General features: G+C 72.6%; 11 protein-coding genes. 8 read left to right on the top strand and 3 right to left on the bottom strand.

The genetic code is table 11. The features are described 5' to 3' along the window. The first annotated feature begins 29 nt into the window (after positions 1-29). Genes atpA through atpC form a run of 4 tightly spaced genes read left to right on the top strand, consistent with a single transcriptional unit; the run spans position 30 to position 4,530 of the window. Positions 30-1,664: a F0F1 ATP synthase subunit alpha gene (gene atpA / locus HC251_RS20630; protein WP_219942479.1), complete on the top strand. Its 1,635-nt coding sequence runs from the start codon at positions 30-32 to the stop codon at positions 1,662-1,664. 8 nt (positions 1,665-1,672) lie between these two features. Then, entirely contained in the window at positions 1,673-2,671 is a 999-nt protein-coding gene (locus tag HC251_RS20625) for a F0F1 ATP synthase subunit gamma (protein WP_219942478.1), read from the top strand. Next, positions 2,668-4,116 carry a F0F1 ATP synthase subunit beta gene (gene atpD, locus HC251_RS20620; RefSeq protein WP_255566507.1) on the top strand — a complete coding sequence of 483 codons (1,449 nt, stop codon included), beginning with the start codon at positions 2,668-2,670 and terminating at the stop codon, positions 4,114-4,116. The genes HC251_RS20625 and atpD overlap by 4 nt, the downstream gene beginning before the upstream one ends. 9 nt (positions 4,117-4,125) lie before the next feature. Continuing rightward, entirely contained in the window at positions 4,126-4,530 is a 405-nt protein-coding gene (atpC, locus tag HC251_RS20615; protein ID WP_219942477.1) for an ATP synthase F1 subunit epsilon, read from the top strand. A 339-nt stretch (positions 4,531-4,869) separates the two neighbouring features. Here the strand turns inward: atpC and arsC are convergent, their stop codons facing one another. Together arsC and glpX are read right to left on the bottom strand one after the other, a co-directional pair. Then, a complete protein-coding gene (gene arsC / locus HC251_RS20610) occupies positions 4,870-5,232 on the bottom strand; it encodes an arsenate reductase (glutaredoxin) (RefSeq protein ID WP_219942476.1) in 363 nt (120 codons plus the stop codon). A 37-nt stretch (positions 5,233-5,269) separates the two neighbouring features. After that, positions 5,270-6,265 carry a class II fructose-bisphosphatase gene (glpX, locus tag HC251_RS20605; RefSeq protein WP_219942475.1) on the bottom strand — a complete coding sequence of 332 codons (996 nt, stop codon included), beginning with the start codon at positions 6,263-6,265 and terminating at the stop codon, positions 5,270-5,272. 143 nt (positions 6,266-6,408) lie between these two features. On the opposite strand from glpX, the gene HC251_RS20600 reads away from it, so the two are divergent. From HC251_RS20600 to HC251_RS20585, 4 genes are read left to right on the top strand one after another with little or no spacing between them, the layout of a single operon-like run. Then, positions 6,409-7,110 carry a hypothetical protein gene (locus HC251_RS20600; RefSeq protein WP_219942474.1) on the top strand — a complete coding sequence of 234 codons (702 nt, stop codon included), beginning with the start codon at positions 6,409-6,411 and terminating at the stop codon, positions 7,108-7,110. 2 nt (positions 7,111-7,112) lie between these two features. Then, positions 7,113-7,928 carry a hypothetical protein gene (locus HC251_RS20595; protein WP_219942473.1) on the top strand — a complete coding sequence of 272 codons (816 nt, stop codon included), beginning with the start codon at positions 7,113-7,115 and terminating at the stop codon, positions 7,926-7,928. Positions 7,929-7,974: 46 nt separating this feature from the next. Then, positions 7,975-9,558 carry a Ppx/GppA phosphatase family protein gene (locus HC251_RS20590; RefSeq protein WP_219942472.1) on the top strand — a complete coding sequence of 528 codons (1,584 nt, stop codon included), beginning with the start codon at positions 7,975-7,977 and terminating at the stop codon, positions 9,556-9,558. Further along, a complete protein-coding gene (locus HC251_RS20585) occupies positions 9,555-12,215 on the top strand; it encodes an ATP-dependent DNA helicase UvrD2 (RefSeq protein WP_219942471.1) in 2,661 nt (886 codons plus the stop codon). Before HC251_RS20590 ends, HC251_RS20585 begins: the two co-directional genes overlap by 4 nt. 64 nt (positions 12,216-12,279) lie before the next feature. Here HC251_RS20585 and HC251_RS20580 read toward each other — a convergent pair whose 3' ends face one another. Beyond that, positions 12,280-13,458: an HNH endonuclease signature motif containing protein gene (locus HC251_RS20580; protein WP_219942470.1), complete on the bottom strand. Its 1,179-nt coding sequence runs from the start codon at positions 13,456-13,458 to the stop codon at positions 12,280-12,282. Positions 13,459-13,519: the final 61 nt, after the last annotated feature.

Raw genomic sequence — 13,519 nt, 5'->3', positions numbered from 1 at the left:
AGTCCTCCAAAGAGAAGAAGCGAGCCCCCATGGCTGAGCTCACCATCAGCACCGACGACATCACCGCCGCCCTCCGCAAGAGCCTGGCGGACTTCCAGCCCGACAGCTCCGCGGCCCAGGTCGGCCGGGTCATCGAGGTCGGCGACGGCATCGCCCGCGTCGAGGGCCTCCCCGACTGCGCGGTGAACGAGATGCTCGAGTTCGCCGACGGCACCATCGGGCTGGCGCTGAACCTCGACGAGGAGTCGATCGGCGCCGTCGTGCTCGGCGACGTCGACCACATCGCCGAGGGCCAGGCCGTCCGGGCCACCGGCGAGATCCTCTCGGTCCCGTGCGGCGACGGCCTCCTCGGCCGCGTCGTCAACACCCTCGGCGAGCCCGTCGACGGCAAGGGCCCGCTCTCCAACGTGGGCACCCGCCGCATGGAGGTCCAGGCCCCCGGGATCATGGGCCGCAAGCCCGTGCACGAGCCCCTCCAGACCGGCATCAAGGCCATCGACGCCATGACGCCGATCGGCCGGGGTCAGCGCGAGCTGATCATCGGCGACCGCAAGACGGGCAAGACCGTCGTCGCCATCGACACGATCCTGAACCAGAAGGGTCTCGGGGTGAAGTGCGTGTACGTGGCGATCGGGCAGAAGGCCTCGACCGTCGCCCAGACCGTCGCCACCCTCGAGAGCCACGGCGCCATGGAGTACACCGTCGTCGTGGTCTCGCCGGCGTCGGACCCGGCCCCGTACAAGTACCTCGCCCCCTACGCCGGCTGCGCCATGGGCCAGCACTGGATGGAGAACGGCGAGCACGCCCTGGCCGTCTACGACGACCTCTCCAAGCAGGCCGAGGCCTACCGCTCGGTGTCGCTGCTGCTGCGCCGCCCGCCGGGCCGCGAGGCCTACCCCGGCGACGTCTTCTACCTGCACAGCCGCCTCCTGGAGCGGGCCGCCAAGCTCTCCGACGAGAACGGCGCCGGCTCCATGACCGCCCTGCCGATCATCGAGACCAAGGCCGGCGACATCTCGGCCTACATCCCGACCAACGTGATCTCGATCACCGACGGCCAGGTGTTCCTCGAGGACGACCTGTTCAAGTCGGGCATCCGCCCCGCCATCAACGTGGGCCAGTCCGTGTCCCGCGTCGGCGGCGCCGCCCAGATCAAGGCCATGAAGACCGCGGTGGGCACGCTCAAGGGCGACCTGGCCCAGTTCCGCGAGCTCGAGTCGTTCGCCTCCATCGGCTCCGACCTCGACGCCGTGTCGCAGGCCACCCTCGACCGGGGCTACCGCCTCACCGAGCTGCTCAAGCAGGGCCTCAACTCGCCGTTCCCGGTCGAGGAGCAGGTGGTGGTGCTCTACGCCGGCACCCGGGGCTACCTCGACAAGGTCCCCGTCGCCGACGTGCGGCGCTGGGAGGCCGAGCTGCTCGACGTCTTCCGCAGCCGCAACAAGGGCCTGCTCGAGGACATCCGCACGACCGGCAAGCTCGACGAGGACGCCCTCAAGGCCGCCCTCGACAGCTTCAACGAGGTCTTCTCGGCCAGCGACGAGCCCGGGCACCAGCCCGAGCAGCTCGACCCCGGCCACGCCGACCTCACCAAGGCCGGCGGCCGGCCCGAGGGCATCTTGCCCGAGGACCAGGTCGACCGCACCGACGACACCGAGGCCTAGGAGACACCGTGGCCGGAGGCCAGGAACGGGTCCTGCGACGCCGCATCAAGAGCGTCCAGTCGACCAAGAAGATCACCCGGGCGATGGAGCTCATCGCCGCGACCCGCGTGGCCAAGGCCCAGCAGCGGGCCCACGAAGCGCGGCCCTACAGCGAGCTGCTCACCGACGTGATCCAGCACCTGGCCGAGAACGGTGGCATCACCGACCACCCGCTGCTGCAGGCGGCCGAGGACGTCCGCAAGGTGGCCTTCGTCGTCGTCTCGTCCGACCGCGGCCTGGCCGGGGGCTACAACACCTCGGTCATCCGGGCGGCCGAGCGCGAGATCCAGGCCCGCCAGGGCGAGGGCGCCGACTACGCCCTCATCACCGTCGGCCGCAAGGCCCAGGGCTACTTCGCCTACCGCAGCTACGACATCGCCGAGAGCTTCGAGGGCATCAGCGACTCGCCGACCTACGACGACGCCGTCGGCATCGGCGAGGTCATCACCGACCTCTACACCTCCGGTGAGGTCCAGGAGGTCGTGCTGGTCTTCACCCGGTTCGTGTCCATGGGCCAGCAGGACGTCGTGGTGCGCAAGTTCATGCCCCTCACCGGGGTGGGCGGGGAGTCCGCCTCCGAAGAGCGGGCCACCTCGGCCTACGAGTTCGAGCCCGACCCCGGGCCCATCCTCGAGTCACTCCTCCCGCGCTACGTCACCGCCCGGCTCTTCGCCGCCCTCCTGGACTCCGCCGCCTCCGAGCACGCCAGCCGCCAGCGGGCCATGAAGGCCGCCACCGACAACGCCGAGGAGCTGATCATCAAGCTCACCCGGGTGATGAACCGGGCCCGGCAGGACAGCATCACCAACGAGATCATGGAGATCGTGGGCGGCGCCGAGGCCCTCCGGACGGCCAACGCCGACGACCCCGATGAGCTGCTCATCGACCACGTCTTCCAGTCCGACCCCTTCGACCACCCGGTGCCTCCGCACCGCACCCTTCACTTCCCCGTAGGAGACGCCTCGTGACCAGCACCGAGCCAGACGTGACCCTCAAGGACGGCCGTGTCGTCACCGTCGCCGGCCCCGTGGTCGACGTCGAGTTCCCCCGCGGCGCCATGCCCGAGATCAACACCTGCCTCTCGATGACCATCGAGTCGGGTGGGGAGACCACCGAGGTGCGGGCCGAGGTGGCCCAGCAGATCGGAGACGGGCGCGTCCGCGCCATCTGCCTCAAGCCCACCGACGGCCTCCGCCGCGGCCAGGCCGTGGTCAACACCGGCGCCGGCATCACCGTGCCCGTCGGCGACGTCGTCCTCGGCCACGTGTTCAACGTGATCGGCGAGCCCCTCGACGTCAGCTCCGAGGAGCTGGGCGAGGTCGAGACCCGTTGGGAGATCCACCGGGACTCGCCGACCTTCGACGCCCAGGAGCCGTCCTCGACGGTGTTCGAGACCGGCATCAAGGTCATCGACCTCCTCACCCCCTACAAGACCGGCGGCAAGATCGGCCTCTTCGGCGGCGCCGGCGTGGGCAAGACGGTGCTCATCCAGGAGATGATCCGCCGCGTCGCCCAGAACCACGGTGGTGTGTCGGTGTTCGCCGGCGTGGGCGAGCGCACCCGTGAGGGCACCGACCTCATGATCGAGATGGAGGAGGCGGGCGTCCTCGAGAAGGCCGCCCTCTGCTTCGGCCAGATGGACGAGCCGCCGGGCGTGCGCCTCCGGGTGGCCCTCTCGGCCCTCACCATGGCCGAGTACTTCCGTGACGTGCAGCAGCAGGACGTGCTGCTCTTCGTCGACAACATCTTCCGGTTCACCCAGGCCGGCTCGGAGGTGTCGACCCTGCTGGGCCGCATGCCCTCGGCCGTGGGCTACCAGCCCACCCTGGCCGACGAGATGGGCGTCCTCCAGGAGCGCATCACCTCGACCCGGGGCCGGTCGATCACCTCGCTGCAGGCCGTGTACGTGCCCGCCGACGACTACACCGACCCGGCGCCGTTCAGCTCGTTCACCCACTTCGACGGCACCACCGAGCTGTCCCGCGACATCGCCGCCCTCGGCATCTACCCCGCCGTGGACCCGCTCGCCTCGACCTCGAACATCCTCGCCCCCGAGGTCGTCGGGCAGCGCCACTACGACGTGGCCCGCTCGGTCCAGCAGATCCTCCAGCGCTACAAGGAGCTGCAGGACATCATCGCCATCCTCGGCATGGACGAGCTCTCCGAGGAGGACCGGGTCACCGTCGACCGGGCCCGCAAGATCCAGCGGTTCCTCTCCCAGCCCATGTACGTGGCCGAGACCTTCACCGGTCTCGAGGGCATCACCACGCCCGTCGAGGAGACCGTCGACAGCTTCGAGGCCCTGGTCCGCGGCGACCTGGACGACCTGCCCGAGCAGGCCTTCCTGAACGTCGGTGGCGCCGAGGCCGCCCAGGCCAAGGCGGCCGAGCTGCGCAAGTCCGCGGGGGAGTGAGGTAGCCCGATGCCCCTCGAGGTCCAGGTCGTCTCGCCCGAGCGGGTGCTGTGGTCCGGTGAGGCCGAGCGCGTCGTGACGCGCGTCGAGGAGGGTGGCGACATCGCCTTCCTCCCCGGCCACACCACCTACCTCGGCCAGCTGGGCCAGGGCGTCACCGAGATCGCCCAGGTCGGCGGGGACGTGATCAAGGTCGCCGTCCACGGCGGCTTCGTCGAGGTCAGCCAGGACCGCGTGTCGCTGCTGTCCGACCAGGCCGAGCTGGCCACCAGCATCGACGTGGCCCGGGCCCGGGCGGCCAAGCAGCGGGCCGAGAGCGCCCTCCGGGGCGCCGACGACGACGACGAGGCCCTCGGCGCTGCCCGGCGGGCCGAGGTCCGCCTCCGCGCCGCCGGCCACGACACCGACGCCTGAGGCCGAGGGCCGCCCGGTAGGCGGCTGACCAGGGCGGATCCGCCCTCACCGGTGCCCGGAGAAATCTTCGCACATGTGGTTTGGGGCCGCTCGGAGACGGGCATGGTGCCGCCGTCCCGATCGCGAGCTCCGGCACACCCCCGCCGTGCTGGACCTCACCCCAAGCGATCGGTGACAACCACCCGCATCGAACCCGCCGGTCCCTCCCCCCCGCCGGCGGGTTCGACGCGGGTGGGTCTGACGGGGTGGGTCTGACGGCGTGGGTCCCACGGGTGGACCGGGCACAGGTCCACGACGGGCCCGGCACGACGTGGTCTCGCCGGGGTCGAGGACGGTGGCTCAGAGGACGGTGGTGATGTCCTCGGGCGGCCGGCCGATGACGGCGACGCCGTCGCGGACCACGATGGGCCGTTGCAGCAGGATCGGGTTGTCGACCAGGGCGTCGAGCAGCTCGTCGGCGGTGGCGTCGGCCAGCCCGAGCTGGCGGTAGGCGTCCTCGCCGGTGCGCACCAGCGGGCGGGGGTCGTCGAGCCCGAGGGCCGCCATCAGGGCCTCGAGCTCCTCGCGCGTCGGGGGCTCCTTGAGGTACTCGCGGACCTCGGCCTCCACGCCCAGCTCCTCGAGGAGCGTCTTGGCCTGCCGGGACTTCGAGCAGCGGGCGTTGTGCCAGAGGGTGGTGGTGACCTCCGCAGACGTGGTCACCCGTCGTCCCCCTGCCGTCGAGCTGAGCGGGCCGGCCTCATCCGTAGTCCACGGAGCTGATCGCCTTGAGCTTCTGGCTGTGGTGGCGGGCGTCGACCTGGCGGACGGTGCCCGACTTCGACCGCATCACCAGCGACTGGGTGGTGATCCCGATCGAGGTGTAGTGGACGCCCTTGAGGACGTCGCCGTCGGTGATGCCGGTGGCGGCGAAGAAGGCGTTGTCCCCGCGCACCAGGTCGTCGGTGTGGAGGACCCGCTCGAGGTCGTAGCCGGCGTCGACGGCGGCCTGGCGCTCGGCGTCGTCGCGGGGCCAGAGCCGGCCCTGGATCTCCCCGCCCATGCACTTCATGGCCGCCGCCGCCAGGACGCCCTCGGGGGTGCCGCCGATGCCGAAGAGGATGTCGGCGCCGGCGTCGGGCCAGGCCGTGGAGACGACGCCGATCACGTCGCCGTCCTGGATGAGGCGGATGCGGGCGCCCGCCTCCCGGATCTCCCGGATCAGGTCGGCGTGGCGGGGCCGGTCGAGGACGACGGCGGTGAGGTCCCGCACCGACTCGCCCTTGGCCTTGGCCACGGCCTGCAGGTTGTCGGCCACCGAGGCGGTGACGTCGATCAGCCCGGCCGCCTCCGGGCCCACGGCGATCTTCTCCATGTAGACGCAGGGGCCGGGGTTGAACATCGTCCCCCGCTCCGAGACGGCGATGACCGAGATGGCCCCGCCCCGGCCCAGGGCGGTGAGCGTCGTGCCCTCGACCGGGTCCACGGCGATGTCGGTCTCCGGCGGGTTGCCGTCGCCGATGCGCTCGCCGTTGTAGAGCATCGGCGCCTCGTCCTTCTCGCCCTCGCCGATGACGACGATGCCATCCATCGAGACGGTGTCGAGGACGACGCGCATGGCGTCGACGGCGGCGCCGTCGGCCCCGATCTTGTCCCCTCGGCCCATCCAGCGGGAGGCGGCCATGGCCGCGGCTTCGGTGACCCGCACCAGCTCCATGGCCAGGTTGCGGTCGGGGACCTGTGGATCGGGCGCCATGGTCGGACAGTAGTGGAGGCGCTGATCGGCGCCGTAGGCCGCAACCCTCGGCCGTGGTGGCACCCGCTGACCCCGCCGCCCGGGGTGGCGACCCCGGAACGAAGGGTGTTCGGCCCGGCCGGAGGGGGTATCCAGGTCGGAGCATGCGCACTTCCCCCCTGGGCATGCGACGGGTCCTCCGTCGCGCGCCGTCCGCCCTCCTGCTGAGCCTGGTCCTGGTGGCCGTCACCGCGGCCGCCTGCTCCGACGACGGCGGCGACGACACCAGCCCCACGACGACGTCGCCCACCACCGAGGCCTCCGCCGCCGGCGGCGAGGGCGGTGAGGAGACCACGACCACCGAGGACACCGACGAGACGACGACGACCACGGAGGGCACGGGGACGAGCGAGGCGGGCTCGGAGGACGCCGGCACGCCGCTCACCGACGCCGAGGTCGCCGGCGAGCTCGAGCGCCTGTACGAGGCCTACGTCGCCAGCTTCGTCGCGGCCCGCGAGAGGGGAGGCCTCGACGAGCAGTTCCGGGGCGACCTGGCGCGCATCTTCTTCCCGGACCTGCTCGAGAACGAGATCTCCGGCATCGAGAGCGTCGGTGGGTTGGCCGCCGTGGTGCCGGAGCCCGGCCCCATCCCGATCACCGACGTCACGGTCGAGATCAGCCAACCAGGGTGTGCCTCGGGCTCGGCCGTGTTCGACCTGCGTCCGCTGGTGGGCGCAGCCGTCCCCGGCCCCATCAAGCGGTTCTTCAAGATCGAGCCCAGCGAGGCCCAGACCGGATGGCGGTTCTCGGCCCTGGGGTCCACCGAGGACGGTGGGTCGTTCGCCGGCGCGAGCTGCGAGGGGTGACGGTGAGCAGACGAGCCACCACCGCAGCCCTGGCGCTCGCTCTCGTCGTCGGTTGCCTCGTCGGGGCGGCGGTCCCCGCCGGCGCCGACCCGGACGGGAGCTCCGGCAACGGGACCTTCGGGTTCTCCGACTCGAACGGGGTGCCGCTCGGGTCCGAGGTCCCCGACTTCAGTGGCAACAGCGACGGCCCCCCGGTGACCTACCAGGTCGACTTCTTCGACGGTCTCGCTCCCGAGGACGGCACCTACCAGTACGACGACGGCTGTTGGGGAGCGACCGTCGCCGAGGGACAGGGCGGCCAGACGTGGGCCGAGGTCCAGGCCACGTTGACCGAGTACAACGATGCCCAGGCCTGGGGTGTCTGCGCCGCCGAGGAGACCTTCGACCTCGTCGCCTACGTCGAGCAGATGTGGCAGACCGAGGTCGCCCCGCCCCCACCGACCCCCCTCGTCGTGAACAACGGCCACGGCTCGGTGACCGGCATCACGGCCTACCTCGAGATCGGCGGTGATCCCACGCCGACGCAGACGATCGACAACCCCATCGGGCCCGACATCGTCATCACCATGACCCCGCGCTACGTGGTCCACTGGGGCGACGGAGCCACGACCGAGACGACGTCCCAGGGCGGACCGCCACGGGGCGGAGACCTCACCCACACCTGGATCGACGTCGGCACCATGGACGTGACCGTCGAGGCCTACTGGCGGGCAACCTGGTCCGCAGGTGCGGTGGGTGGGAACCTGCCCGAGCTGCCCAACCCGACCTCCGAGACGGAGCCTGTCCCCGTCGAGCAGTGGCAGGCGGTCATCGACTGAGGAGCCACCGGTCTGGGTGTCGCGGGGGGCTTGTAGCGTCTCGCGGGTGACCGAAGTGCTCGCCGCGGTGGACGTCGGCACCAACTCCCTGCACATGGTGATCGCCCGCGTCGTGGAGGGCGACCGCTTCGACGTCATCTCCCGGGAGAAGGAGCAGGTCCGCCTGGGCCAGGGCGCCGGGGACATGAAGGAGCTGGCCCCGGAGGCCGTGGAGCGGGGCGTGGCCGCCCTCGACCGGTTCCGGCGGCTGGCCGACGCCCACGACGCCGAGCTCCGGGCCGTGGCCACGTCCGCCGTCCGCGAGGCGCAGGACCCCGAGGTGTTCCTGGAGCGGGCCCGCCGGGAGGCGGGCGTCGAGGTCGAGGTCATCTCCGGCGTCGAGGAGGCCCGGCTGATCCACCTCGGCGTGCTGTCGGCCCTGCCCGTGTTCGACTCCCGGCTGCTGCTCTGCGACATCGGCGGCGGCAGCACCGAGCTGCTCGTCGGCCACGAGGGCGAGACCCTCGCCTCCCGCTCGCTCAAGGTGGGCGCCGTCCGCCTGACCAACCGCTTCTTCGCCGACGGGTCGCCGTCGAAGTCCGACGTCGAGGCCTGCCGGCGCCACGTCCGGGGGGCGCTCGTCGCCTTCGAGCCGGCCGTGCGCCAGCACGGGTTCGAGGTCGCCGTCGGGTCGTCGGGCACCATCGAGCAGGTCGTCCGCCTGGCCCGTCGCAGCGCGGGCGACGAGGCGCCGGTGCGCACGTGGAACGGGGCCACCGCGACCGGCGACGAGATCCGTGCCGTCGCTGCCGAGCTGGCCCGGGCGGCGCGCAAGGGCTCGCTCGACGAGGTCGAGGGCCTCGACCCGAAGCGGGTCGACATCATCACCGCCGGCGCCCTGATCCTCGAGGGCGTGGTGGAGCGGTTCGGCATCGAGTCGCTCACGGTCAGCGAGGCCGCCCTCCGCGAGGGCGTGCTGATCGACACCCTGCACCGGGTCCGGGGCGGGTCCCTGCACCACCTGACCGACGTGGCCCGCCGGAGCGTGCGGCACCTCGCCTCCGCCTTCGACGACGACCCCGAGCACTCGGCCTGGGTGGCCACCCTCGCCCTCCAGCTCCACGACGACCTGGCCGGGCCCATGGGGCTCCCGCCCGACGCCCGCGACCACCTCGAGGCCGCCGCCCTCCTCGCCAACGTGGGCCTGACGGTGAGCCACGACGGGCACCACAAGCACTCGTACTACGTGATCCGCCACAGCGACCGGCTGGTCGGCTTCACCGACGCCGAGATCGAGCGCATCGCCCTGGTGGCTCGTTACCACCGCAAGAGCGCGCCCAAGGGCCGTCACGCCGAGTTCGCCCGGCTCCCCGACGACGAGCAGGACGTCGTCCGCTCGCTCGCCGCCCTGCTCCGCGCCGCCATCGGCCTCGACCGCACCCACGCCCGGCGGGTCGCGTCGGTGCGCGCCACCCACGACGGCGACGTCGTCCGCATCGAGGTCACCCCGACCGTCGGCCAGGACATCGACCTCGAGCTGCACACGGCCCTCGAGCGGTCCTCCCTCCTGGGCGAGGTGCTCGACGCCGAGGTCCAGGTCGTCCGCCGGGGCGAGGCCGAGGCGCCGGCGGTCGCGGCCGGGGCGTCGTGAGCCACCCGTCGCCGGGGCCGTTCGGCCGGTCGGTCGTCATCGACGGCGGCCAGACCGCACCGGCGGCGTGGGCCGACGCACCGGTGGTCGTCGTGGACGAGGCCGTGCTGGCCGCGCCCGGAGGCGTCGTCGCCCAGCTCCACGCGGCGTGGGCCGAGCGGCGCCCGGTCGTCGTCGAGCTGCGCGTGGATCCGTCCCGCTTCCGCGAGCCCGTGCCCGTCGTGGGCACGCCGTGGGACCTGGGCGTCGACGTCGACTGCCCGCTCGACCGGCTCCACTTCCTGGTGTGGGCTGCGTCGTGGGACGCCCGCCCCGCCGAACCGGTGTGGTGGTGGGGCGTCAAGGCCGCCCGTCTGGCCGACGGGGCGCGGGCGACGCCGGAGGGGCCGGCCGACCTCCTGCTGGCCGACGGCACCCCGCTGTGGGTCGACGGCGGCCCCCGCCAGCCCTTCGCCCCCGAGGTGGTCGGTGGGTTCGGCGTCGTCCACCGCGAGTCGGTCGAGGTCGGGCGCCTGGCGGTCGCCCCGCCCCCGGTCGCCCCGTCCACCGACTTGGCTCCTGACCAGATGGCCGCCGTGGCCCACGAGCGGGGGCCGGCCCGCATCGTCGCCCCCGCCGGGTCGGGCAAGACCCGGGTCCTCACCGAACGCCTGCGCCACCTCATCGCCGACCGCGGGTGGGAGCCGGGGTCGCCCCTGGCCGTGGCCTACAACGTCAAGGCCCGCGACGAGATGGTCGAGCGGACCGACGGGCTGGGCGCCCGCGTCCAGACGCTCAACGGCCTGGCCTACGCCGTCCTCGCCCGCCAGCGGGGCGGTGCCCCGCCGGTCATCGACGAGCGGGAGGTGCGCCGCCTCCTCGACGGCCTGCTGCCCAAGCGCCGGCGCCAGGCCAACACCGACCCCGTCGCCCCCTACCTGGAGGCGCTCACCGAGGTCCGCCTCGGGCTGCGCAGCCCTCGGGAGGTCGAGGAGGAGCGGGGCGACGTGCCCGGCTTCGCCGGCATCGTCGACCCCTACCGGGAGGAGCTGGCCCGGCGGGGCGTCGTCGACTTCGACGAGCAGATCTGCGCCGCCATCGAGGCGCTCCTCACCGACGGAGAGCTCCGCCGCGACGTCCAGTCCCGCCACCGCCACCTCCTCGTCGACGAGCTCCAGGACCTCACGCCCGCCCACGTGGTGCTGGTCCGGCTGGTCGCCGGCCCGCCGCTCGACGTCTTCGGCGTCGGCGACGACGACCAGGTGATCTACGGCCACGCCGGCGCCGACCCCCGGTTCCTCATCGACTTCGCCACCTGGTTCCCCGGTGGCGGTGAGCACGCCCTCGAGGTCAACCACCGCTGCGCCGCGCCCATCGTCGAGGCCGCGGCCACGCTGCTGTCGTACAACCACCGGCGCGTCGCCAAGGAGATCCGCCCCCGCCCCGACGCCGACGTCTCGCCCGACGCCTTCCGCATCGTCGGCCACGACCCGTCCGGCGGAGCCGGCGCCCTCGTGGCGGCGGTGCAGGGCTGGATCGACGAGGGTCGCCCGCTGGGCGACATCGCGGTCCTGACCCGGGTCCACGCCCTCCTCCTGGCTCCGGTGGTCGCCCTGGCCGAGGCCCAGATCCCCGTGCGGGCCACGGTGGGGACCGAGCTCCTCGATCGCACGGGCGCCCGCGCCGCCCTCGCCTACCTGCGCATCGCCGCCGACCCGACGGCCATCCGGCCCGAGGACCTGGCCGAGGTCTACCGCCGGCCCAGCCGAAGGCTGCCCCAGTGGATCACCAAGTGGTTCCGGCGGTCCATGACCGTGGCCGAGGTCGCCGCCATCGCCACCCGGATCGACGACGTCAAGGTCGCCGACAAGATCGCCACCCTGGCCGCCGACCTCGGGATCGTGGCCTCGGCCGGCACCGGCACGACCCGCCAGGCCCTCGAGGTCATCCGCGACCGCATCGGGCTGGGCGAGGCCATGGAGGGCCTCGACCGGTCGAAGGGCGGGGAGGGCTCGAGCCAGCTCGACGACCTCGAGGCCCTGATCCAGGTGGCCGACCTGCATCCCGAGCTCGACGGGTTCGAGCCCTGGCTGCGTCGGGCCCTCGGCCAGGCGTCCCCTCGGGGGCCGGCGGTGACCCTGTCGACGGTGCACCGGGTGAAGGGGCGGGAGTGGCCGTGCGTCGTCGTCGCCGGCGTGACCGCCGGGCTGCTGCCCCACCGGCTGGCGGCCGACGAGGAGGAGGAGCGGCGCGTCCTCCACGTCGCCATCACCCGGGGGCGGTCCCGGGTCGTGGTGCTGGGCGACGAGAGCCGCCCGTCGCCGTTCCTGGCCGAGCTGACCGGCGACGCCCCGCGCCGGGCGGCGCCGTCCCCGATCGTGCGGACCACGGCCCCGGCGGCGACGGCGAAGGGCCGCTCCGAGGGCGGCCGAGCCCCCAAGGGCGACCCCCTGGAGGGGGAGGCGGGGGAGCGGGAGGAGCGTCTCAAGGCCTGGCGGCGCGAGCGCAGCCGGGCCGATGGCGTCCCCGCCTACGTCGTCGCCTCCGACGCCACCCTGCGGGCCATCGCCCAGCGGGCGCCGACCTCTTCGCGGGAGCTGGCCTCCGTCCCCGGCATTGGCCCCAGCAAGCTCCAGAAGTACGGCGACGAGATCCTCGCCCTCACCAGCCCCGAGTAGCTCCGCCCGCCTCCCGGCGCGGTGGTGAGCCCGCTCGGGGCGGGCTCACCTGGGGTGTCGGGGTTCAGGCGGCGAGGGCCCGTCGGTCGACGGGCTGGGATCGTCGCTTTCGCCCGTCGGGGGTGGTGACGATCACCGTCGCGTCGGGCATCAGCTCGATGGTCCAGCCGGGGCGGTGGACGACGCCGTGGTGGTACCGACAGAGCAGCACGAGGTTGCGTGGGTTCGTCGGGCCGTGGTGGGCGATCCACTCGGCCACGTGGTGGCCATCGGTGCGATGCGCGGGTCGGTCACAGCCCGGGAACCGACAGCCCTTGTCCCTGATGCACAGCGCCTGGAACAACGGCGCCGGGATCGTCCGTGTGCTCCGCCCGTAGTCGAGCACGGTGCCGTCAGCCTTGGTGATGACCCGGTGGATGTTCGCATCACACGCCAACCGTCGTGCGGTGTGGGCGTCGACCGGGGTGCCGTCGTCGAAGCTGCCCTGGCCCTTGCCCTCGATCAGCGACTCGAGGCCGATGGTGATGTTGACGTGGGGGCGGTGGCGGCCGCCCTTGTGGTCGTGTTGGTGGTCGAGGAAGTGGTTGAAGATCTCGGCGAGGCCGTCGTGGCGCCGCTGCGCGGGTGTCCGCTCGTCGTCCTCACCGCGCTTGCCCATCACCAACCTGAGGGCGGCTTGGGCGGCGTGGAAGGCCTCTGGTTCGAGGTTCGCGTCCAACCGCCCGCCGTTGAGGGTTGGTGACAGGTGGGCGGAGCGGTCCGGGTCGGGCTCGCCTTCGTGGCCGTCGTCGACGATCTCCTTGGCATGGGCGGCCCAGGTCTTCATCGCCACCACGGCCCCGGTGACGTCGAGCTCGCCCAACACGCGGACGAGGTTGGCTTCCTCGTCCTGGAACAGCGGTGCGGTGCGGTCGTTGAGGTTCGCCACGACGGCGGCGACGTGCCCCCCGGACACCGATCCGTCGAGCCACGCCGTCTGCAGGATCGGGAGGTGGCCGAGCCGGCGGGCGGTCTTGGCCGTGCGTTGGGCGTCATGAGCGGTCATCCGCCCCTTGACCCGCAGCCAGGTCGCCATGGTCGGGCAGCCATCTGCGGTGTCGTACTCGTTGGTGGCCTCGAAGGACCCCACCGCCTGGGAGATCTTGGCGTCGAGGCGGTCACGCAGGTACAGCGCTTCTTCGAGGGCGTCGCCATCGACCGGGATGTCCAGGTCATCGATGGTGGTGGCGAGCGCCTCGAACATGACACCCATGATACCCGACAGACGGGAATCGAACCCCGGAAACCCAAGAAATCCTCGGGTC

Source organism: Iamia sp. SCSIO 61187 (assembly GCF_019443745.1).
Lineage (GTDB): Bacteria > Actinomycetota > Acidimicrobiia > Acidimicrobiales > Iamiaceae > Iamia.
The sequence above is the reverse complement of the archived record's forward strand: the minus strand, read 5'-3'. Positions and strand labels throughout refer to the sequence as shown.